Source organism: Amycolatopsis sp. H20-H5, from assembly GCF_035828755.1.
Lineage (GTDB): Bacteria > Actinomycetota > Actinomycetes > Mycobacteriales > Pseudonocardiaceae > Amycolatopsis.
Genome location: NZ_JAYMZS010000017.1, coordinates 41,079 through 63,153 on the forward strand (window position 1 = coordinate 41,079; position 22,075 = coordinate 63,153).

The following is a 22,075-nucleotide window of genomic DNA, read 5'->3' on the forward strand; positions in this document are numbered from 1 at the left end:
CCGGCGACGCTGCGGGACATGGAAAACACCCGAGTCCTCATCTCCGGCGCCAGCATCGCCGGGCCCGCGCTCGCCTACTGGCTCAACCGCTACGGCTGCACCGTCACCGTCGTGGAAAAGGCGCCCGCGTTGCGTCCCGGCGGCCAGGCCGTCGACTTCAAGGGCACCACGCACCGCACGGTCCTGCGGCGGATGGGCATCCTCGAAGAGGTGGAGCGGCGCCAGACCGGCGGCCACGACCAGACCGTCGTCGACTCCGAGGGCAAGCCGCTGGCGGTCATCTCCGGCGAGTTCACCGGCGGCGACCTGGAGATCACCCGCGGCGACCTGTCCGCGCTGCTCCACGAGTGCACGGCGGACGACTGCGAGTACGTCTTCGGCGACTCCGTCACCTCGCTGACCGAGACGGCGACCGGCGTGGACGTCACCTTCGAGCGCGGGGAGCCACGCACCTTCGGCAGAAAGCCCTGCTGCTCGCCGCCTGTCGCGGTGGCCGGTGGCGCATCCCCGAGCTGATGGCGCGGGTGCCGGGTCGTCCTGCTGGGCGACTCCGCCTACGCGAGCACCTTTGGGCGGCTTCGGCACCGGCCTGGCCCTCGTCGGCGCCTACGTGCTGGCCGGGGAGCTGCTGAACGCGGACGGGGACCACCGGGTGGCCTTCGAGGCCTACCACCGGAAGTTCCGCGACTATGCCAAGATCTCCCGGCAGGGCAACGCCGGGGCGTTCCTCGCGCCCGCGACCGGCATCAGGATGAAGCTGCGCAACTGGACGTTCAAGTCCAGGTTCCTGTTGCGCGCCATGCTCAACCTGACCGACCGGTTCGCCACGCGCATCGACCTCGAGGACTACCCGGGTTCAGCTCGCTAGCTTGCCGTACACGATGATGTTGTCCAGGTAGCTGTGCGCCGCGGAGTCGAAAGCGCCGCCACAGGTGATCAGCCGGATCTCGGGGTCGGCCGTGTTCCCGTACACCGCTTCCGTCGGGAACGAGCTCTTGGCCACCTGGTCGACCTTGGTGACGGTGAAGGTGAGGCTGCCGCCGTCCTGACGGCCCACGAGCACCTTGTCCCCGGTCTTCACCTCGTGCAGCCGCCAGAAGATGCCCTTCTGGTGATTGCCGTCGATGTGCCCGAGGACTACCGACGGGCCCACCTCACCGGGTGTCGGGCCGTGCTGGTACCAGCCCGCTTGCAGCGGCTGGTCGACTGGCGGCACCTGCACGGTCTTGTCCGCGTTGAGACCCAGCTGCACCAGCGTGGAGCGGGCCGCGATGGCGGGCACCTCGACCCAGCTGGGGATCGACCGGGCCAGACCGGCGCCCACGGCGGTGGCCGCGGGAGCCGGACCGGCGGGAGCGGAAGGTGCCGCGGCATCGGAACCACAGGCGGCGAGCGAAAGCGTGGCCACCAGTGCCAGCAGGATCGCCACCAGCCGGCGCGGTGCGCGCCGGACGCCGGGGTGCGTCATCCGCCTCAGCCCTCGGCCGTGATGGCGAGGCTGCCGTCGCCGGTCTGCGGGGCGCCCGCCGGGACGACCTTGACCTGACCGGGACCGGTCGTGGGGGCCGGGTTCGTGGTGGCGGGCGGCGGGCTGCCGTTGCCGGTGGCCTTGCCGCAGGTCGCCGAGGCGAGCACGATGTCGCCGGAGCCCAGCGCGTCGGTCAGTTTCCCGCCGAGCAGCTTGATGTGCAGCGCGTTGACCGTCAGGCTGCCGTCGTCGTGGCGGACCTGCTCGTTGACGATCACCTGGAGCACGCCCGGGATGCCGATCTCCTGGTTCGGGGAGGTGGCCACCGGGAGCGTCCCGATCCGGCCCAGGTCCAGGCCGACGATCTCGGAGACGCCACTGACGTCGCTGCCCGTGGAGGCGCACTTCGAGCTGATCACCTTCGCCTTGGGCGTGCTGCCGGCGAGACCCGCGAGGACGGGGAGCGTCGCGTCGACGATGGAGGCCGTCGAGGTGACCGTCCCGGTCTCGCTGTTGTGCTTCGCGGAGCTCGTGATCACCTTCGCCGTCACCAGGCCCTTGAGCGGGACGTCGACGATGGAGGCCGTGGTCGGGCCGCCGGTCGTGGACGGGGCGAGTCTGCCGGTGTCCACCGTCAGCCCCTTGTTGTCCAGAATTCCGGGGAGCAGCGAAACGGCGGCCGACGCACCGTAAGCCGAACCTTCACCCGGCGCGGCGGTGTCCGCCGAAGCCGAAGCGACGCTCGCGACCAGCATCGCCGTCGCGGCCAGGCTGACCACACCTCCGGTACGCAGCACGTCTACCCGCATGAATTATCCCTTCGAGAAAGTCAGAAAAGGCTGCTCGCACAAGACCTTTCGGAAAGCGCGCACCCTCCGGCTGACCAGGAGGGCCACGAAAGGGGAGCGAGCGAATTCGAAGCTATCAAGCAGGTGGCCACCGGCAAAACGGCTCGTGTCCGGCGGGCCTCCCAGCGACCAGCGACAGTAGCCAGCGCTCGCCGGGGACCACTCGAAAGCGTGATGATCGATTGGCGTGTCTCGAAAGAAATGATCGCGCACAGTCACAATTGCCGGAATCGGCGGGCTTTTCTTCGCGAGTTCCACCTGTATAGGTGGTCATTCGAGAGGGGGAGGCCCGAATACTCTTCGTGATGTGACCATTACGGCCTCAAGCTCGCCCGGAGATCCTGTTCCGCGTGCCTCTGAAGGCCACCTTGAGGGACCAGAGCGTCCCACAAGTTCCCTTCGCGACTCGCCCACCCAACCCCGCCACGGCCGGTAGTGTCTCGCTGGTGGGGGACAGGATGGAAGAACAGTTGCTGCTGGTCCCATCGGGGCGCGGATTGCTGCCGTCGCTGGCGATCTCTGCCGGATTGCTGGTGTTCGACGTCGTTTCCGGTCTGACCGGCAAGCTCCCGTCTTGGCTGGCGATCGCGTCCGGTTCGCTGTTCGCCGGGCTCGTGGTCGCGGGGGTGGTCATCCTGGCCCGCAGCTGGAACAAGCCTTGGCAGGCGCGGCTGGACGTGGACGGGGTGACCGTGCGGGGGCTGCCGCTCGTGCCGTGGTCGGCGCTGGCGGAGGTGCGAATCAGCCGACTTCGGCCGTCCTGGCTCACTATCCCGCGCCGCGACCGGGTCGTGGTGTTCGTCCCCCGGCCGGGGCAGCGGGTGCCGTCCGTGGTCGTGTACGGCCCGTCCCGCTCGGCTACCTCCACCTTCGGCGCGAAAACCCGGCTCCGGGTCTACGGCAGCTCGTTCGTGCTGGTGACGTCGTTGGTCAAGGCGACTCCAGGGGAGATCGCCGCCGCGGTCCGCCGGTTGAGCACCGTCCCCTGCGTCGGAGACTGAGCGGTCCTTCGCGGCTTACGCGGTCGCGAGGCCGACGGCGGTGCGCAGGGTCGTGAGGAACCGGCTCGGCTGGAAGTGTTCGGGGTCGGTGAGCACGAGCCGGGCCGCCATCTCGAACAGGGTGATCACGGTGTGGGCCAGGATGCCCGCGTCGAGCCCCGCCGGGACGGTGCCGGAGTCGACCAGCGTCTGGGTCATGTTCTCGACCTGCTTGAGCACCAGCGCCCTGGCTCGTTCGCGGGCGGCGTGGAACTCGGCGGGCATGTCCGGCATCGGCAGGACGACACAGTGCCAGCGGTCGGCCGATTCCCGCACCGAGTCGAGGAACGCGGTGAGGACGTGGGCGAGCAGGTCCGCAGGCTCCTCGCGCAGCCGCTGTTCGAGCCGGTCGGGCAGGGCGGCGAGCAACTGTTTGAGCGCCTCGTTCTGCTCGCGTCGCAGCAGGGTGGCGAGCAGTTCGGCCCGGCTCGTGAACACCCCGTAGATCACCGGCTTCGTGACCCCCGCCTGGCGGGCCACGGCGTCCATGGTCGCGGCGTGATGTCCCTGGGCGACCACGAGGTGCAGGGCCGCGTCGAGCAGTTCGGAGCGGCGTTGTTCCGCCGGTACCCGCGCCGCGTAGGCGCGGCGTTTCTGCCCTGACGTCACGTCGCCTCCGTACGGGGGATCCCGCCTCTGCGCTGGACAATCATACGCTACCGTAGGATATTTCTACTCCCCGGTAGTAAGTGTCCGGCCTGGAGGAGTGTCGCTCGAAATCCCGGCGCCGGGCGCGGCGAACGCGCGGACCGAGTACCTCCAGGACCACCGCCTGGTCGACTGGCCCACGCATTCGCCAAGCCCTTGCCCCCGTGCTCGACCCGCCGTGCGTGTTCGGCTTCCGCTACCGCTCAGCCGGTGACGCCGGGCCCGCCGTTCTCCACGTGCCCGCTGAAGCGGCGCAGGAATTTCGGGTCCGCGTCGGTGGTGGCACTGAGGTCGTACCAGCCCTGCCCGTAGGCGAGCACGTTCCAGTCGTCGGTGAGCGTCTGGCCCGCGGTGAGGGGGTACGTCCAAGGCCCGTCGGTGCGGTAGTGACCGGCGCTCACGGTGACCTTGACGGTGGTGGTGCCGCTGTTGCGCATCGTCAGGCGCAGCTTGTGCTCGGCGGTGTAGCCACCGCTCACCTCCACCCCGGCGCCCGCGCTGTTGGCGTCCCCGGCGAACTGCCAGCGGAAGCGGTTGGGCCCGTGCATGGCGACGTTGTACTTACCGCCGCCGTACGCCTGGATCCGCCAGGTGTCGCTGACCTGCTTTCCGGCGGCCACGTCGTAGAACCAGGGGCCGTCGGTCTGCCCGTCGGCGCGGTACGCGACGAGCTGCAGATCCGCGGTGCCCTGGTTGGCGAAGGTGGTGGTCAGTAGCTGCTTGTCCGCGCTCAGCGCGGTGGTGACCAGCGGCTGGTAGGGGAGCGCCCGCGCGGGCCGGGTCCCGGTTTCCTGCACGGGCGCCTGCTGTTTGCCCACCGGCGGGGTCGTCGGCTTCGGCAGCTTGCGCTGGGTGTCGTCGGCCTGTTTCCGCAGCGCCGAGGTGTCGGGCAGCATGGGGATCCTGACGTCGGCCGTGCCGAAGTCGAAACAGCCGGTCAGGTCGCCGCAGATCGACCGGCGCCACGCCGTGATGTTGGGCTCATGCACCCCGGTCCACTGCTCCAGGAACCGGATCACCGAGGTGTGGTCGGCGACCTGGGAATTGACCCAGCCGCCCCGGCTCCACGGCGAGAGGACGGTCATCGGCACCCGGGCGCCGAGCCCGATCGACTTGCCGCCGATGTATTCGCCCGCCGTCCCCGAGTTCGCCATCGGCGGTGCCACGTGGTCGAAGAAGCCGTCGTTCTCGTCGTAGTTGATCAGAACGACGGTCGACTCCCACAGTTTCGGGTTGGCCCACAAGGCGTTCAGCACCCCCTGGGTGTACGCGGCGCCGTCGACCGGCCGGGCCTCGGGGTGCTCGCAATAGCCGTAGGGGGCCACGATCCAGGAGACCTGGGGCAGCGAGCCGCTCGCGCAGTCGGCGGTGAACTCCGAGAGCACGTGCCCGACGTCCTTGCCCTTGCCCGAATCCGGCCCCCAGGTCTTGAAGACACTGCCCCGTGTGGACAGTTCGCTCGTGTAGTCGTTGTGATAGGCCTGGAAGAGCCAGAGCGGATTGTCGCCGTAGTCGCCGACGAACGAGCCGCCCGCGTCGCCGACCTCCTTGTTGGCGTAGACCTTCCACGCGACGCCGTTGTCCTGCAGGCGTTCGGGATAGGTCGTCCAGCTGAACACCGGTTTGTAGTCCGCCGGGTTGTAGTTGGCGGGGCCACCGGCGCGGCCGTCGGCGTCGATGGTGCCGGTGAACAGGTAGAGCCGGTTGGGCGTCGTGGGCCCCTGCACCGAGCAGAAGTAGTGGTCGCACACGGTGAACGAGTCCGCGAGCGCGCGGTGGAACGGGATGTCGGTGTCGGTGAAGTAGCCCATCGTCATCTCGCCCTTGGCCGCGACCCAGGCGTTGTTGGCGCCCGCGGCGATCGCTCGGTGCTGGTCGTCCCAGCCGTGACCGAGGTCGCCGAGGTCCTGGCCGTCCACCTTGGCGGTGTCGACGTGGAAGGGCAGCAGGTAGTTCCCGTCGGAGCGCCCGGAGTCGGGCTGGTGGAAGATGTCCTGGCCGTTCGGCCGGACGAGCGCGGACCGGTCGCCGAAGCCGCGGACGCCCCTCATCGTGCCGTAGTAGTGGTCGAACGAGCGGTTCTCCTGCATCAGGACCACCACGTGCTCGACGTCGGCGAGACTGCCGCTGCGGCGGGGTTCCGCCAGCGCTTCGGCCATCCCCGGCGGCAGCGCGCCGAGGGCGCCTGCCGCGGCGACGCCGCCGAGGAAACGGCGGCGGGTGAGTCCGGTGCGTGGTTCGTCGGCCATGGCGTAAGCCTCCAGGCGGTGGTGGGGAGCGTCAGGCTGCTGCCACCTTAGATGACTGAAGCTGCACGCAAAACCCATCTAACGGACTAAAGCAAGCAACAGTATTCATTTTCTGTTCAGCCGTACGACCACTTCGCCTGTGTTCGTACGCGCCACGCATCCGTGCACACCGACTCCGGCGAGCTGGGTGCGCGGCCGACTTGGCCGGGCACGCGAACATGAGCGTCCGCACCTTCACCCGCCGGTTCCGCTCCGAGGTCGGGCAGAGCCCGCGCGTTTGGGTCACCCAGCGCCGCGTGGACTACGCCCGCCAACTCCTGGAAGCGACCGGACTCCCGATCAACGAGGTGGCGGACGCGGCGGGCTTCGCCGATCCGGTCCTGCTGCGCAAGCACCTGCGCGGCTCGGTCGGACTCACCCCCAACGCCTACCGCCGGTCCTACGCCGCGTCCCACGTGGACCCGGCCTGCTGAGGAACAATCCGCATCGTCGAACGTGCGGCTCGAAGCACCAGGTCCGCGGAGATGGTGCGCTGAGCCGCGATGTTCGTCCTATCCGCGGCTGGGTACGAGGTCCGGGTCTTCGGCCCGTGTGGGAATGGCACATAAGCGGTGAGTTCGCGACTCGGCTCGGCACCCAAACGGTAACGAACGATGGTCCGTCGTAACGGCCGCTCCGCATTGGTCGACTTCCGGGCATGCATTCCTACTGAGGCGTGTGCGCGGCTGACACCCACCCCAGCACTCGCTCCAGCCGGAGGTATGTCATGGCCATTGACCAGATTTTCGCCACGACCACCCTAGCGGCAGAACCTACCAGTGGTCATCTGGGAAGCGCCGCACCCGAGGGGACCAAGAGTGTCAGTGACTTCGTCACCGTGCAGTCTTTTGCCAACTTCGCGGTCATGACCGGTGCCATCACCGCCGCCTGGGGCGGAGCCCAGCAATTGTGGAGTGCGTTGCACGGGCAATGGTTCCCCTTCGCTTTGTGCCTTTTCTTTGGGCTCGTATCGTTGTTCGCTTCTCAGCCGGGACAAACGACGCTCGACGACAACGGAAACGCGATGCCCAATCAGCAACCTGCCTTTGTCAGATGGCTCCAGCCGTCGTTCATCATGGTGGTCAACACTTTTGTTTTGTACGGCGCCGTTCTGGGCGCGTCGACCGCGACGAATATCACCTAGCGTCCGAACCGGCGCGTCCGGTGACGGGCCGTCAGCTGCCTCAGAACGCGTCTGAGAACTGTCGCAGCAGCCGCCGCTCGAAGCCTCGGGCGCCTGTCCTTCGAAGCCGCCTACCCTCCACAAAGGATGAAAAAGCGGCCCATTCGCCCGTTTCATACCGCCACGACCGTTTCATGTGTGCCCCTGAAGGCCACCATGACAGCGTTAAACGCCGTGAAGGCTCCCATCAGGGCACACGGCAAACCTGGGGTCGCGACTGAAGCAGACTTTCCCTCGACTCAACCTTGCGAAGTCCCCTTCACCAGAACAGACCGCGTGAAAGTCCCCGTCAGTCAACGCGGCACTAGGCACCAAACTGGACGACATGACATCAGTTTCCGGACGCTGCCTCAGGGCTGGGGCTTCTCCGCCACCCCGCCCCAGCCGAATGAGCTGGCTTCGAGTTCGTCCGGCTGGGGCTCGTTGGTGGGCCGCCAGTCCGGCAGGCGGCTGACCCCGGGTTCGAGCATGGCCCAGTCGCCGAACCAGGGGGTGAACTCGGCGCGATCCCGCAGCCACATGGGGTTGCTGGTGTTCTGGTAGGTGGCGATCATCTTGCGGACGCCGGCCGTTTCGTCGTTCTCCGGTGCGTCATCGGTGCTGGCGTGGGAGATGGCCAGCCAGCTGCCCGGCGCGACATGTGATCGGTAGGTCTCGACGACCTTGCCGGGACTGTCGTCGGGGCCGACGAAATGCATGACCGCGACCAGCATCACGCAGACGGGTTCCTCGAAGTCGATCAGTGCGCAGGTTGTGTCGTCGTCGAAGATCCCGTCCGGGTCGCGCAGGTCGCGTTGCACGATCCCGGCCCAGTCGGTCGCCTCGTCGCGCTCCAGGATCAGCGTCGAGTGAGCGGCCGCGACCGGTTCGTAGTCGACGTAGACCACGGTGGCGTCCTCGTCGTCCGGCACCCGGCGCCGGATGATCTCGTGGACGTTGCCGACCGTCGGCACCCCGGAGCCGAGGTCGATGAACTGGCGGATGCCCGCGTCCAGCGCGGCCTCCACCACCCGGTTCATGAAGGCCCTGTTCTGCCGGGCCATCGCCTTCATCCCCGGCCAGAGTTGCACGGCCTTCCGGCCGAATTCCCGGTCCACCGCCCAGTTCTGGGTCCCGCCGAGGTACCAGTCGTAGATGCGGGCCGCCGACGGCTTGTCCGTGTCGACACCCGCCGGGGCCGTCGGCGCGTTGTCCTCTTGGGGTGCCATGGGTGGAGGGTATCGTCCCGGCCCCCCCGGCTACCAGCACTGACGATGCCGCCAGGGATCACGTTCCGATCCGGCTCGGTACCCGCGCCACGGGCTTGGGCAAGGCGGGCTCGGGCAGCGTGCGGAACAGCAACCAGCTCAGCGCGGGCATCAAGATCAGGGGCATCAGGGCGATCCGCAAGGAGGTCGCGTCCGCGATGGCGCCGATGATCGGACTGGTCAGGCCACCGACGCTGACGGCCAGTCCCAGGGTGATCCCGCTGGCGGTGCCGACGTGCGAGGGCAGGTAGTCCTGGCCGAGGGTGACCTGCAGGGAGAAGGGGACGTACAGGCCGACGGAAGCCAATGCCACGAACACATAGATCGCCGGTCCGGGGATGAACACCGTCCCCGCGACCGCGAGGACGGTGAGCAGGTACGACCAGCGGCACACGGCGACCCGGTCCCAGCGATTGGCGAGGTTGCCGCCCAGCACGGACCCCACCGCGCCACCGAGATAGAGCACGAACAGTGCCGCGGTGCCCGCCGCCGTGCTGCCGCCCAGGCGTTGCTGGGCGTAGAGCGAAATGAACGTGCTCAGGCCGACGAAGACGATGGACCGGAAAACGACGGCCAGCGACAGCTTAACGAACGAGACCTTGTCGTCGGTGATCACCGCGACCGCGGTGCCGGATCGTCCGGGTGTCGTCTTCGCCAGTGCGCGCAGGACGGGGAGACACAGAACGCTGCCGGCGGCGGCGGGCACCACAAGCAGCGGGGAAAGGTGCAGACCGCCGGTGGCGACGACGGCGGTGACCATGAGCGGCGCGGTGGCGAAGCCGAGGTTGCCGCCGAGGGAGAACCAGGCCATCGCGCTGTGACTGCCCTCGCTGAGCAGCCGCGCGACGCGGGCCGACTCGGGATGGTAGGCGGCGACCCCGACGCCGGACACCGCCACGAACACCAGCGTCAGGGCGTACGAGCCGGTCAAGCCGCTCAGCGCGATACCCGATCCGCCGAGGATGGTGCTCACGGGCAGGAGCCAGGGCATCGCCCGGCGGTCGGTGAGCAGGCCGAACAGCGGTTGGGCCACTGAGGACAGCAGGGACGCGGCGAGCACGATGCCCGAGACCGCCGCGTACCCGTAGTGCCGCTCGGCGACGAAGAACGGGACGAGCGACGCGACCGAGCCCTGGTAGATGTCCACGCAGGCATGGCCTGCCGACAGCAGCATGATTGATTTTTTCCTGGACACATCATCATGGTCAGCTTGGCGCTACCTGTCGCGCTTCCGATAAACTGCCAATCAATGACAGAAATCCGCCACGAGTCAGTAGCGCCGACCCGCGCCCGGTCGCTGGCGTCCGGAACCGGCGTCGACGCCCACCGCCACGACGACCACCAGATCGTCTACGCGGGCAGGGGAGTGCTGGTCGTGACGACTTGCGCCGGTTTGTGGATCGCTCCGGCCACCCGTGCGATCTGGGTACCGGCCGGCACCGTGCACGCACACCAGGCCTACGGCGAGCTCGAACTGCACCTGGTCGGCCTGCCCGCCCGGGACAACCCGCTGGACCTGGCCAAGCCGACGGTGCTGGCCGTCGGTCCCCTGCTCCGGGAACTGATCCTCGCCTACACGCGCACTCCGTACGGCGACAGCCCGGAGCGCGGCCGGCTGCGGACTGTCTTGCTCGACCAACTCCGCGCCTCGCCTCAGCAACCGCTGTATCTGCCCACGCCGACCAGTCCCCGGCTGAAGGAGGTCTGCGAGATCCTGCGCGCCGATCCGGCCGACGGTCGCACCCTGGCCGCATTGGGCAGGCAGATCGGTGCCAGCGACCGCACTTTGTCGCGGCTGTTCAAAGCCGATCTCGGCATGACCTTCCCCCAGTGGCGCACCCAATTACGGCTCTACCACGCCTTGATCCTGCTCGCCGGGAACAGCCCGGTGACCGCCGTGGCACACACGTGCGGCTGGTCCTCCGCCAGCGCGTTCATCGATGTGTTCCGCCGAACCTTCGGACACACGCCGGGAACGCACCTGCCCATTGACTAGCGGCACTCGGGCGCCCTCCCGTCGCGGTCAGGAGTTGAGGACGCCGGTGCCGAGCAGCGCGAACAGGACGACGCCGATGACGACGCGGTAGAGCACGAAGGCGTTGAAAGAATGCTTCGCGACGAACTTCAGCAGCCAGGCGATGGAGGCGTACGCGACGAGGAACGACACGACGGTGCCCACGGCCAGCGGGAGCACGTCGAGCCCGCCGCCGAGCGCGTCCTTGAGCTCGTAGACCCCGGCGCCGGTGAGGGCCGGGATCGACAGGAAGAACGACAAGCGGGTCGCGGCGACGCGGTCGAGGTCGCGGATCAGGCCGACGGAGATGGTCGCGCCGGACCGGGAGAACCCGGGGAACAGCAGCGCGAGGATCTGGGACACGCCGACGATCATCGAGTCGGCGAACGTGATGTCCGCTTCGCCGCGGTTGAGCTTGCCGACCCGTTCGGCGCCCCACATCAGCGCGCTGCCCACGATGAGCGAACCCGCCACGACCCACAGCGACGCGAGCGGTCCCTTGATGAGCGGCTGGAACAGCAGGCCCGCGGCGACGATGGGCAGGGTGGCGAAGATGACCCACCAGGCGAACTTGTAGTCGTGGCTCTGCCGTGCCTGCGGGTGGGCGACGCCACGGCCCCAGGCGGCGGCGAAGCGGACGATGTCGCGGAAGAAGTACACCAGGACCGCGGCGATCGCACCGACCTGGATCACGGCGGTGAAGCCGACCACGGCGTGGTCCTCCACCGGGATGTCCAGGAGGCCCTCGGTGATCTTGAGGTGCCCGGTGGAGGAGACCGGCAGGAACTCGGTGAGGCCCTCCACGATCCCGAGGATGACGGCCTGGCCGATATCGATCACGCTCAACGCTGGTGTCCTTCGTCGTCGGGTGGGGTGGGAAACGCGGTGTCAGCCCTGGCCCTTGTGCGGCGCGGGTGCGACATAGTGTGTCTCGGCCCAGGCGGCGCGCGCACCGGAGTCGCCGATACGCACCACCTGGACACCGGAGGTGACCGCGAAGCCGACGGTGAGCAGGGCGAGGCCGAGCACGATGGCGCGCGGGCCCCGCGTGGGCTCGGCCTGCTCCAGTGCGGCTTTCGCCGCGTTCCGGCCGCGGCGGTGATCGACGGTGACGAGCGCGGCGAGCAGGATCAGCAGCGCGAGGACGAAGACGAGCAGTTCGTCGCCGAGTTGGGCGTGGGTGCGGATCAGGTCGGTCGGGACCAGCCGGTCGCGCAGGTCCTCGCCGCTGCCGGTGGCGATCGGGACGCAGGCGGCGGCCAGCGCGGTGAGCCCGACGGTGAGCCAGCCGTACCGGCGGCGCGCGGCGGGCCAGACCGCGACGATCGTGGCGCCCACGACGGCGAGGGGGACCAGCACCACCACCGCGTGCACGATCAGGACGTGCACCGGCAGGCCGGTGAGGAATACGGGCATGGCAGGACTCCGCTTCTGTGGTCTGCTGTCCCGGGTGAGTCTGGCGGGGGATCTTGGGAGTTTTCTGGGAACTCACGGGGTGGCGCGGGGGAGCGAGACGCTGAGCACCGCCCCGTCCCGCTCGGTGCGAGCGGACACCGTGCCACCGTGGCGGGCGGCGATTTCGGCGACGAGGGCGAGCCCGAGCCCGTACCGGCGGTGGCCGTGGCCCCGGCGTCCGTCCGAACCGGACGCGAACCGTTCGAACAGGGTGGGCAGCATCGCGGGGTCGATGCCGGGCCCGTCGTCGGCCACGTCCAGGCGCACCTGCTTGCCCACCCCGGCGATCGTGACCAGGACCGCGCCGTTCGCGTGCCGGACCGCGTTGTCCACCAAGGCGTTCACCGCGCGGCGCAAGGCCGTCTCGGAGCCGTCGACGACGAGCGGACCGGTCCCCGAAGCGACGACGTCGACCGTGACATCCCGCTGGCGCGCGAGTGGCCGGGCCGCCGCGATCTCCTGGTCCACCAGCAACGGCAGCTCGACGGGCCGGTGGGCGTCGCCGGTGCGGGGATCGGCGGCCAGCAGGAGGTCTTCGAGGATCGCGGCGAGCTGGTCGGCGTCCGCGACGAGTCCGTCCACTTCGGACTGCAGGGTGGCGGGGTCGGCGTTGCGGCGCAGGCCGCGACGCACGAGCTGCGCGCGGGTGCTCAGCAGCGTCAGCGGTGTGCGCAGCTCGTGCCCGGCGTCGGCGACGAAGCGGTGCTGCAGCGCGAGGGCGCGGGCGAGCGGGATGACCGCGCGACGGCCCAGCCAGGCACCGGCGAGCGCGGCGACGAGCAACCCGGCCGCCCCGCACAGCAACAGCGCGGTGATGAGCCTGCCGCGTTCGCGGTGCGCGTCGCTGAGGCTGAGCACGCCCTGCACCAGGATCGCGGACCCGCGCTGGGTCAGTACCTGGTACTCCACCGGCCCCACCTTGACGTGGTGGTTGCGGGTCACGCCGTCTTGGGCGGTGTCACGCAGGTCGGCTTCCAGCGGGAAGCCCGCGGGCGCCCCCGGGCTGACCCGCCTGCCGCTCGCGTCCTGGAGCACCAGCCACACCCCGGCGGGCGGGTCGGTCACGTCGTCGGCCCGGGTGACGGTGTCGCTGAGCAGCTCGTCCTGCTGGCGGTGCTGGTCCCGCAGCACGACCAGCACCGCGATGCCGACGAGGACGAGCACGGTCACCGCGACCGCGGCCGCGGTCTGCAGACCTACCCGCAACGACGCGCTCCGCAGCATCGCCGCGTCGGCCGAGCGTCGCTTCGGCGTCTTCACGCCGGAGTGCCGAGCTGGTAGCCGCGGCCGCGCACGGTGTCGATGACGTGTTTGCCGAGTTTGCGGCGCAGGTAGTGGACGTAGGTGTCGACGACGGCGTTGCTGTCGGCGTCGTCGAAGACCAGCCTGAGCAGGCTCGTGCGCGGGAACACCTGCGACGGCCGGGCGGCCAGCAGCGCCAGCAGGGCGCATTCCCGTTCGGACAGTCGCACCGGCGGGTACGCGCCCGTCTGGACGAGCCGGGTGTCGAGGTCGAGCCTCCCGCCGGGCAGGGGCAGTGTGCGGGCGGTGTCGAGGTGCCGCCGTCGCAGTGAGCGCAGCCGGGCCAGGAGTTCGTCGATGTCGAACGGCTTGGCCAGGTAGTCTTCGGCGCCCGCGTCGAGCCCGGCGACCCGATCGGCCGGATTGCCCAGCGCGGAGAGCACCAGCGTCGGGGTCGTGACGCCCTTGAGCCGCAGCCGTGTCAGCAGGTCCAGCCCGTCGAGCACGGGCAGGCCCCGGTCGAGCACGAGCACGTCGTAGGCACGGGTGAGTCCGAGGTGCAGCCCGCGCTGGCCGTCTCCGGCGATCTCGACGTCGTAGCCCTCCTCGGCCAGCAGCTTCGCGAGCAGGTCCGCGAGCCGCGACTCGTCCTCGATCAGCAACACCCTGGGCGAGGTCGCGTTCACCGGCAGCATGGGGGTCATTGTGGTCGTCATCGTGGTCGTCATTGTGGTCGTCATTGTGGTCTCGCCGCTCAGCGGACGCTGGTCGAGGTTGCCGGGCATCCCGCCAGCCTGGCCGTCTTTTCTGGGCGTTTCCTGGGAGCGGCGACACGGCGGAGCGCCGATGCTCGACCCGGACGTGCCGCCGGACCTCGGCTGACCTTGTTACGCCGTCAGGGAAAAGACAGGGCCCCTGGCCGCGGTGACGCGACCAGGGGCCCTGTCAGGGGTCGAACGGTCAGCCGTCGGACGCCGCCGACGGGAGGTAGGCGCCCGGCACCTGATCCGGGGTGTGGACCTGGTCCTCACCCGGGTAGGGCTGCGTCCACCCATGCGCCTCGTACCACGTGAAGTGGTTCATCTGCGCGGGGTTGGCGTAGTCGGCCGTGGCGTTCGGGCCGGTCAGCCGCTGCTGGGACTTCCACTGCTGCCACTGGGCGACCACCGGCACCTTGTCCGCCGGGACCGTGGTCGACGGTGCGTTCGAGGCGAACTGCGGCGCGACGGTGTCGGCGCCACAGGACGGCGGCGTCGGCAGGCCCGCGGTCAGGGATGTGCGGTTCGGCACGGCGGTGAACGGGGTGTAGTCGGGCTTCTTGGTGAACGCGGTGCTCATCGGGGTCGCCGCGCTGTCCTTCTGGTTCATCGGCTGGATTCCGAGGATCTGCTCGATGGTGCGGATCATCGTGATCTGCGAGTAGTAGTGGTTGTCGACGGCGCCGTGCTGGGCCCAGGGACTGATGATCTGGATCGGCGCGCGGTGGCCGTCGACGTGGTCGAGGCCCGCCTGGGAGTCGTCCTCGACGACGAAGATCGCGGAGTCCTTCCAGTACTGGCTGTGCGAGATGGTGTCGACCATCTTGCCGACCGCGAGGTCGTTGTCGGCCACCTGGGCGGCCGCGCTCGGCGGGCCGCCGGTGTGGTCGCTGGACAGCCAGAACATGTTCAGGCCGGCCGGGCCGTTCTTTTCGAAGTTCTGCTTCCAGATCTCGTACCGGTAGAGGTCCGGGACCGCGGTGTCGAACTTCGGGAAGGCGGGCACCGAAATGTCGTTGAGCGACGGGATCGGCGAGGACGAGACCAGGGGGTATGCGGTGTGCTGCCCGGTCGCGGCCATGTTCTTGCTGTCGCAGTAAAGGTTCTGCCAGGTCGCGCCCGACGGCTTGGTCAGGAACTGGTGGAACTCGCCGAAGTCCCGCACCGTGTTCCCCGCGGCCGCGGCGCCGGTCCAAAGGAACCCGGAGCGCTGGTGGCCGAGGGCGTCGTCCTCGGTGTCGTAGCTGCGCAGGTACTCACCGGCCGAGGACTCGGTGTACTCCGGGTCGTCGGCCTGCATCAGCCAGTTGTGCCCCTCGGCGGAGTTCGTGCCGATGTCGTAGGTGTTGTCGTAGAGCCCGAACTGCCGGGTCATCGCGTGCTGGTTCGGGGTCACGTTCTCCCCGAACTGCGCCAGCGCCGGGGCGCCGTCGCCCTGCGGGAGGTCACCGAAGAGCTGGTCGTAGGTCCGGTTCTCCTTGACGATCATGAAGACGTGCTTGATCGTCGAGGGATCGCCGAGCCGCTGCGGGACCGGTACCGGCCGCCGGTTGCGCTCGCCGTTGGCCGCCTGGACCGAGCCGGGGGTCCAGCCGTTCTGCCGGAAGACCTTGGCGGTGTAGCCGCGGATGGCGTGGTCGTCGGGCAGCCGGAACTTCTGCAGGCTCGACGTCGTGTCGTGGGTGCCGTGCCCGGCCGCGGTCGTGGGGCGGCGGGCGTCGATACCGCGGGTGTTGGAGATCAGCACGTCGTTCCCGGCCGTGGTGACCGCTGTCGGGAAGTAGTCCGTCGGCAGCAGGCCGACGTAGCTGGCCGGCTCCTTCGGGGAGGTGTAGCGGTAGACGGCGAGCGCGTTGGCGCGGCCGAGCGTCACCAGCAGGTGACCGTCGTCGGTGAGGGTGATCCCGTCGGGCTCGTACCCGACGGTGGCCTCCGGCCACGGCTGGGTGGCGATGGTCTGGACGACCTTGTTCCTGGCGGTGTCGATGACGGAGACGTCGTTGCTGGCGGTGTTGGCGACGAACAGCGTCCCGTGCTTGGCGTACAGGGCGGTCGGGTGCAGGCCGACGTCGATGCTCTCGACCGCGGCCGCCGGGTTCGCCACGTCGATGACGCTGACCGTGCCGGTGGTGGTGGCGCCGGTGACGGGGTCGGCGGGCACCTGCGTGTTGTAGGAGTTCAGCGTGGTGTCACCCGGGGTGGCCGGGCGGCCGCCCTCATTGCTGACGTAGATCTTGCCGCCGATCCGGACCAGGTCACGCGGGGCGTTGCCCACGGTCCAGCTCTGCTGGACGGCTCCGGTCGCCGCGGTGATGGCGACGACGCGGTTCTGCCCGTTGACAGCGGAATACACGGTCGAGCCGTCGGGCGAGAACACCGCCTGGGCCACCAGCGCGTGCTTGGGCCCGTCCGCCGGGATCGTGACGAACGTCGGGTTGGCGACGGTGCCGTCGGGGTTCACCGTGAACCGGCGGTAGCCGTCGGTCTGGGCCATCCACAGCGTCTTGCCGTCGGGGGAGTACGACGGCCCCTCCTGGCCCACGTCGTTACTGGGGATGCGCAGGTTCGCCGTCGCGGAGTTTCCGACGAGCTGCTGCACCTGCCAGCTCTTGAGGTCGACGATGGTGAGCGCGATCCCGCCGTCGGCGGTCAGCGCCGCGAGGTGGCCGCCGTCCGGGCTGACCGTCGACGCCATGATCTTGCCGTTGTTCACGACGAGGCGATCACCGATCGGGGCGAGGTACTGGTCGCTGGAGATGACCTGGCCCTGGTCGGTGAGCTGGCCGACCTGGTCGGTGCCGAACTGGCGCGTCGAGGCGGAACCGGCGCCGGCGCCGGACGCGATGAGGACGAGCGTGGTGACGCCCGCCGTCGCGAGTCGAGTCCGGTGACCGCCGCGCTGGCCGGAACGGTCCTTCCCGGTACGCCGTCTGCGGCGTGTTACCTGCATGGTCTATCCCTTCGGGTGGGTGGGGAGCAGCTCGACGTTCCCGTCGAACTGCCAGAGGGGGTTGGGTTCGTCCCCGGTCGGGGTCCGCACCTGGAAGTAGCCGTTCACTTCCTTCGGTCCGTCGCCGTCGGCGACGAACCGACCGTCAGCGGTGACGTCGAGCTGATAGATGGCCGAACCGGTGGCCTCGATGCCTGGAAGGCGCCAGTAGACGACACAGCGCCAGTCGTTGCCCGGTCCCTCGGCGGCGTTCAGGCCGCCACCCTTGGTGCACTCCGCCGTGACGCCCAGCTGCGCCTCGGTGACGTCGGGGCGGTGGAGCTGCCCGGTCTGCAGGCGGTAGAGGTGGGCGAACGCCGTGGCGACCGAGCGTTGCACCTTGTCCTGGTCGATCCCGGACCCCAGCGCCGGGGTCGCCGCGGCGAGGATCGCGACCGTGAGCCCGGCGAGCCCGAGCAGCGGCAGGGCTCCGGCGGTGATCGCGCGGCGCCCGGAGCCGTCGTAGGTGGAGCTGGTGAAGTCGCGCCGCAGGAACAGCCGGTAGGCCAGCGTGGTCGCGGTGACGGCCCAGACCAGGCTGACTCCGATGCCGATCAGCAGCGGGCCGAGCTGCGCAGGGCTGGTGAACAGGCCGTTCCACGCGATGAAGGCGTAGCTGGGCAGGGCGAGGCGGACGGCGACGGGCAGCGGCAGCATCTGGGCCAGCTGCATCGTGAGGGCGATGACGGCGGGCAGCAGCAGGCCCATCGGCGACCGTCCCAACGCGACGGACCCGAGCAGCCCGATCGCGGCGAGGGCCAGTGTCGGGGCGAGCACGCAGGTCCACGCGAGCAGGACCTGCCCGGCGGCGTCCGCCGGGGCCAGCAGGTGACCGTCGAGACCGACCAGCGGCCGGTCGCCCACCGCGAGTACCCCGCCGGCCGCGCTGGAAACGGCCAGCCCGACCACGAGCGCCAGGATGACGGTCAGGCTGGCCAGCGCCTTCGCCACGAAGATCCGGCGGTACGACCGAACCGCCACCAGCAGATGCCGCCAGGTGCCGAGCCGGTCCTCGGACGCGAACACGTCACCGGCGACCACCGAGGTCAGCAACGGGAGCGCGTAGGTGCCCGCGAAACCGAGCATCACCAGCGGCCCGGCCCACCCCGTGACGTTCATCCAGCGGCCGAAGAGGGTGTCGACGGGGAGCGAACTCTGCTGGCTCACCACCGCGACGAAGAGCGCCGGAGCGAGCCAGCAGGCGAGGAGCAGCAGGCGGATCCGCCATTGGGCGAGCAGCTTGACCAGTTCGAAGCGGTAGGCACGTGCCACCGGGACGGGCCCGGTTGTCTCGGTGACAGTCGCGGTCATCGGCCGGTCTCCCGCTGCTCGGTAAGGGCGAGGAAAGCGGCCTCGAGCGGCGACACCACGGGGGCGAGCTCGCGCACCGCGACGTCCGCGCGCACGAGCCGCGCCACCAGTTCGTCGAGGGCGGGCACCGGTGCCCGCACCACCACCACCTCGGCGTCCCGCCAGGGCCCCGCATCAGTGCTCTCGACAACACCGACACTGGGCGTTTCGAGGGCCAGTCGGCGGGCGGCCCCCGGGTCGGAGGTGCGCAGCCGGTAGTCGAGCTCACGGTTCTCGGCCGACAGCTTGCCCAGCGGGCCGGAGAAGACGACGCGCCCGGCCGCGAGGATGGTGACCTCTGAGCAGAGCGCCTCGAGATCGTCCATCCGGTGGCTGGACAGCACCACGGTGGCGCCGTCCGCGGCGAGCCGGTTGAGGACACCGTGCACCTGCTTCTTGCCCGCCGGGTCGAGGCCGTTGGACGGCTCGTCGAGCACCAGGAGCCGGGGCTTGGTGAGCAGGGCCGCGGCGAGCCCGAGCCGTTGCCGCATACCGAGGGAGAAGCCCCGGACCCGGTCGTCGGCGACCTCGGTGAGCCCGACCTGGTCGAGCACCTCGCCGATCCCCGCCGTCTGCGCGCCGGGGCCGCGTAGCGCGGCCAGCGCGGCGAGGTTCTGCCTGGCGGTGAGAGAGGGGTAGAGGCCGGGGCCGTCCACGAAGCCCGTGACCCCGCCGGGAGCGGCCAGCGCCCGCCCGACCGGCGTGCCCAGGATCTCGAGGCTGCCTTCGTCGGCGGCGGCCAGACCCAGCAGCAGGCCGAGCAACGTCGTCTTCCCCGCGCCGTTCGGCCCCACCAGCCCGTGGATCTGTCCCGGCGCCACCGCCAGGTCCACGCAGTCGAGCGCGATCACGTCGCCGAAATACTTCGTGATCCCGCGAGCCCGCACTGCCAACGGTTCGTCCATGGGTGTCGGTACCTTCGTTCTGTCGCCTGTGCCGGAAACTTAGGGACTGCAAGTGACACCGGGTTGCCGAGTCAGGTGAACGTTCGTGGAACGGGGACCAGCCGATGTCCACCTCGCCGGTGAAATGTCCGGATTAATCGGTTCTTGCGCCGGGTTAACCGTCCACTCACGTTTCTGGTCGCTTCGGGAGCCGACGCCGACCAGTTCCCCGGTGGCGCCCGGGTCTCGGCGGAAGTCTCCGCCGGGTGGTGTGTGCGTGCCTGAGAACGCGTCTGAGAACTGTCGCAGCGGCCGCCGCTCGAAGCCTCGAGCACCTGTCCTTCGAAGCCGCCTACCCTCCACAAAGGACGAAAAGTCTGCCCATTCGCCCGTTTCATACCGCCATGACCGTTTCATGCGTGCCCCTGAAGACATCCATGACGGCGTTAGACGCCGTGAAGGCTCCCATCAGGGCACACGGTCTTCTGAGGCGTTCCTATCTCCGCCGCCGAACCGGCCTTCGTCCCCCGCGTGCTGAACTCTCGCATGGCGAAACGCCTTTCAGATAGAAAAACTACCTTGTTCGGGAATCGCGTGTGCCTTTGTTAAGCTCCAGCCATGAATCCGAAGACCCTTCGATTTGCGCTGTGCCTATTGTTGACGGGTGCTCTCGCAGGCTGCAATTCAGGCGTGAGTGGCACCCCCAACGCCGCGCCTGCCGAGACCGGTTCGGGCGTACCGAGTGCCTCCGTCTCGCCGCTGTCGTCCTCGGCCGCCGCGGAGTCAGGCACCGTCGGGAATCCGAAGATCACCGTGAAGAAGAAGGTCGACGGTGTCGACCTTTGCGGCCTGCTCAGCACCGCGGACATCCAGGAGATCACCGGCCAGCCTGCCAGGTCAAGCCGGTTCAACGAGACCCGCTGCAACTACACCTTCGGCACCGGCGGAACCGGACCGGCGGCGGTGTCCGTCCCCGTCGAGCAGAACACGGTCATCGTTCTCGGCACGTCGAAGAACAGGCCTTTCGAACTGGAAGGCAATACGGGAATTGTCCAGGAAGCAAGTCCTGCCGAGTGCAAGGTCGTGGTGTTCACCGCGCCCTGGAACCGGGACAGCGAACCTTACGGTCAAGGGCTGACCCTCACCCTGACCGGTTTCGCTCCGCCTACGGTGAACCGCTGTGACCTGGGTATGAAGATGATCAAGCTGATGTTCGACCGAGTCCCCGCCGGAGGGTGACGGCCCACCGGAATTCGGCACGCGTTCCGCCCGCGACCATCGCTCGCCGCGAGTTCGCAAGGGCTCCAGATCGTGGTGGCCGTCCGATCGCTTGTCGGAGCTCACCTTCTGGTCCGACGCTGTTCGGACGCAGTGCCGGAGCCCCACACGTTGGTGATCGACGTGGCCTGCGCGGCGTTGCCCGCGTACGGCAGCCCGTACATGTCCTCGACGGTGCGCAGCACGCTGTAGTGGTCGATCGTCCGGTCGTAGGACCCCGGTGTCACCGGCTGTCCGTTGAAGAGGGTGGTGATCTGGTTGGTGCCGTTGGAGTCGTCCTCGTCGAACGTGGTGATCAGAACACTGTTGTGCTCGTTGGCCCACTGCACGTAGCCGTCGAGGTTGTTCTTCAGCCAGGAGTCTCCTGTGGACACCGAGCAGTCGTGCATGTCGTTGCACAGGTTGGGAATCACCCAGAACACGGTGGGCAGCGTGCTGTAGTCGCTCGGGAAGTTGCTGAAGGGCTGGTTGTCCTCGGCGGGCACGTTGGTGAAGTTGACCCAGGGATTGTGTTTGCGGGCGTAGCCGCCAGAGCCGCACGAGGTGGGATCGTCCGACGGCAGGTCCTCGGAGTAGCCGGTGAAGGACAGGTTGGCTGCGATCAGCTGCTGGCCGAGGTTGTCGGTGTCGAAGGTGTTCGGGCACGCGTCACTGGTGACGCCCTGGGTGTCACCGGAGTACAGCGCGAGGTAGTTGGGCTGGCTCGGATGGGTGATCGCGTAGGACTCGGTGAAGTTCGCGCCGGTGTCGGCGAGCGAGTTGATGTAGGGGGCGTCCGGGTTGCCGATGATCTGCGCGCGCTGCTCGTTCTCGAGCACCACGACCAGGACGTGGTCGGGCCTCGGTATGCCGGTCGAGGCGTGGGCGAGGGGGGCGAAGGCGACCGGGCCGCTCGCGGCGATCGTGAGACCGGCGGCGAGCAGACTGAAACCACGATGAGCGCGTGACATGGTGACACTCTCCTTGCAGAGGCAGGACTTTTCAGCCGGACCAGCCACGGGTGAGCGGGAACGTGGCCCTATCACGGGACAGAGCTCCCAGCGGCGCGGGTTCGGGTGAGTCGACTGTAGATGCGCGATAGAGAGCGAAACAGGGCCGAAAGTTGCACTTACATACAACCGGCACAACCGGTCAAACGTTCCCTCGATCGCGCCGCGGCCGCTCATCGTCTGCGAGTCGGCGACGCGTGCATGGCCGCCGTCACGCTCGTTGAGATTTAGCCATTCTCTAACCAATAATTGGCTCTACGCTTGCCTGTGAGTCCACAATGGACCGCCAGGGATACTCCGTCGGCATGAAACTCGCCACCTCCGGACAATAGGTACGCCTCACCTCTATGAGGTGAGGCTTTCCTGAGTTACGGTCGCCGCGCAGCGTTACGCG

20 protein-coding genes and 1 pseudogene are annotated in these 22,075 nt (G+C 68.9%); 7 read left to right on the plus strand and 14 right to left on the minus strand.

The features are described 5' to 3' along the window. Positions 1–18: 18 nt before the first annotated feature. Positions 19–868: pseudogene (locus QMK34_RS47820) on the plus strand (FAD-dependent monooxygenase). Here the strand turns inward: QMK34_RS47820 and QMK34_RS12965 are convergent. Next, a complete protein-coding gene (locus QMK34_RS12965; protein ID WP_326414105.1) occupies positions 857–1,468 on the minus strand; it encodes a class F sortase in 612 nt (203 codons plus the stop codon). The pseudogene QMK34_RS47820 and the gene QMK34_RS12965 sit on opposite strands and share 12 nt — an antisense overlap. A gap of 5 nt (positions 1,469–1,473) precedes the next feature. After that, positions 1,474–2,277, minus strand: coding sequence for a choice-of-anchor P family protein (locus QMK34_RS12970; protein WP_326414106.1), 804 nt, complete (start codon positions 2,275–2,277; stop codon positions 1,474–1,476). 485 nt (positions 2,278–2,762) lie between these two features. Here QMK34_RS12970 and QMK34_RS12975 point away from each other — a divergent pair, with 485 nt between their 5' ends. After that, a complete protein-coding gene (locus QMK34_RS12975) occupies positions 2,763–3,317 on the plus strand; it encodes a hypothetical protein (RefSeq protein ID WP_326414107.1) in 555 nt (184 codons plus the stop codon). A gap of 15 nt (positions 3,318–3,332) precedes the next feature. Here QMK34_RS12975 and QMK34_RS12980 read toward each other — a convergent pair whose 3' ends face one another. Further along, complete coding sequence (locus QMK34_RS12980) at positions 3,333–3,965, minus strand: TetR/AcrR family transcriptional regulator (RefSeq protein ID WP_326414108.1); 633 nt, start codon at positions 3,963–3,965, stop codon at positions 3,333–3,335. Between the two features lie 242 nt (positions 3,966–4,207). Then, positions 4,208–6,253 (minus strand): phosphocholine-specific phospholipase C, encoded by a 2,046-nt coding sequence (locus tag QMK34_RS12985; RefSeq protein ID WP_326414109.1) that lies wholly within the window; start codon positions 6,251–6,253, stop codon positions 4,208–4,210. A 200-nt stretch (positions 6,254–6,453) separates the two neighbouring features. Between QMK34_RS12985 and QMK34_RS12990 the strand changes: the two genes are divergently transcribed. Both QMK34_RS12990 and QMK34_RS12995 read left to right on the plus strand, forming a co-directional pair. Further along, positions 6,454–6,726, plus strand: coding sequence for a helix-turn-helix domain-containing protein (locus QMK34_RS12990; RefSeq protein WP_326414110.1), 273 nt, complete (start codon positions 6,454–6,456; stop codon positions 6,724–6,726). Between the two features lie 293 nt (positions 6,727–7,019). Continuing rightward, a complete protein-coding gene (locus tag QMK34_RS12995) occupies positions 7,020–7,436 on the plus strand; it encodes a hypothetical protein (RefSeq protein ID WP_326414111.1) in 417 nt (138 codons plus the stop codon). Between the two features lie 389 nt (positions 7,437–7,825). On the opposite strand, the gene QMK34_RS13000 is transcribed toward QMK34_RS12995, so the two are convergent. After that, entirely contained in the window at positions 7,826–8,683 is an 858-nt protein-coding gene (locus QMK34_RS13000) for an SAM-dependent methyltransferase (RefSeq protein ID WP_326414112.1), read from the minus strand. Between the two features lie 58 nt (positions 8,684–8,741). Next, entirely contained in the window at positions 8,742–9,896 is a 1,155-nt protein-coding gene (locus tag QMK34_RS13005) for an MFS transporter (RefSeq protein WP_326414114.1), read from the minus strand. Positions 9,897–9,971: 75 nt separating this feature from the next. On the opposite strand from QMK34_RS13005, the gene QMK34_RS13010 reads away from it, so the two are divergent. Further along, the gene (locus tag QMK34_RS13010; RefSeq protein WP_326414115.1) at positions 9,972–10,718 is read left to right on the plus strand and encodes an AraC family transcriptional regulator; all 747 of its coding nucleotides are present in this window, start codon (positions 9,972–9,974) and stop codon (positions 10,716–10,718) included. 27 nt (positions 10,719–10,745) lie between these two features. Here the strand turns inward: QMK34_RS13010 and QMK34_RS13015 are convergent, their stop codons facing one another. From QMK34_RS13015 to QMK34_RS13030, 4 genes are all read right to left on the minus strand, one after another. Further along, positions 10,746–11,576, minus strand: coding sequence for an undecaprenyl-diphosphate phosphatase (locus QMK34_RS13015; RefSeq protein WP_326414199.1), 831 nt, complete (start codon positions 11,574–11,576; stop codon positions 10,746–10,748). 48 nt (positions 11,577–11,624) lie between these two features. After that, positions 11,625–12,152, minus strand: a complete 528-nt coding sequence (locus QMK34_RS13020) for a DUF2231 domain-containing protein (protein ID WP_326414117.1) — start codon at positions 12,150–12,152, stop codon at positions 11,625–11,627. Between the two features lie 72 nt (positions 12,153–12,224). Continuing rightward, on the minus strand, positions 12,225–13,451 hold the full coding sequence (locus tag QMK34_RS13025) for a sensor histidine kinase (protein ID WP_326414118.1): 1,227 nt from the start codon (positions 13,449–13,451) through the stop codon (positions 12,225–12,227). After that, complete coding sequence (locus QMK34_RS13030; protein ID WP_326414119.1) at positions 13,448–14,128, minus strand: response regulator transcription factor; 681 nt, start codon at positions 14,126–14,128, stop codon at positions 13,448–13,450. Before QMK34_RS13030 ends, QMK34_RS13025 begins: the two co-directional genes overlap by 4 nt. Between QMK34_RS13030 and QMK34_RS13035 the strand changes: the two genes are divergently transcribed. Then, positions 14,127–14,315 (plus strand): hypothetical protein, encoded by a 189-nt coding sequence (locus QMK34_RS13035; protein WP_326414121.1) that lies wholly within the window; start codon positions 14,127–14,129, stop codon positions 14,313–14,315. The two genes, QMK34_RS13030 and QMK34_RS13035, sit on opposite strands and share 2 nt — an antisense overlap. Before the next feature lie 78 nt (positions 14,316–14,393). Here QMK34_RS13035 and QMK34_RS13040 read toward each other — a convergent pair whose 3' ends face one another. Genes QMK34_RS13040 through QMK34_RS13050 form a run of 3 tightly spaced genes read right to left on the minus strand, consistent with a single transcriptional unit; the run spans position 14,394 to position 19,435 of the window. Then, on the minus strand, positions 14,394–17,141 hold the full coding sequence (locus tag QMK34_RS13040) for an alkaline phosphatase family protein (RefSeq protein WP_326414123.1): 2,748 nt from the start codon (positions 17,139–17,141) through the stop codon (positions 14,394–14,396). A 3-nt stretch (positions 17,142–17,144) separates the two neighbouring features. Then, entirely contained in the window at positions 17,145–18,491 is a 1,347-nt protein-coding gene (locus QMK34_RS13045) for an ABC transporter permease (RefSeq protein WP_326414124.1), read from the minus strand. Beyond that, entirely contained in the window at positions 18,488–19,435 is a 948-nt protein-coding gene (locus QMK34_RS13050) for an ABC transporter ATP-binding protein (RefSeq protein WP_326414125.1), read from the minus strand. The genes QMK34_RS13045 and QMK34_RS13050 overlap by 4 nt, the downstream gene beginning before the upstream one ends. A 597-nt stretch (positions 19,436–20,032) precedes the next feature. Here QMK34_RS13050 and QMK34_RS13055 point away from each other — a divergent pair. Further along, on the plus strand, positions 20,033–20,653 hold the full coding sequence (locus QMK34_RS13055; RefSeq protein ID WP_326414126.1) for a DUF3558 family protein: 621 nt from the start codon (positions 20,033–20,035) through the stop codon (positions 20,651–20,653). 101 nt (positions 20,654–20,754) lie between these two features. Here QMK34_RS13055 and QMK34_RS13060 read toward each other — a convergent pair whose 3' ends face one another. Then, positions 20,755–21,642 (minus strand): alkaline phosphatase family protein, encoded by an 888-nt coding sequence (locus tag QMK34_RS13060; protein WP_326414127.1) that lies wholly within the window; start codon positions 21,640–21,642, stop codon positions 20,755–20,757. Positions 21,643–22,075: the final 433 nt, after the last annotated feature.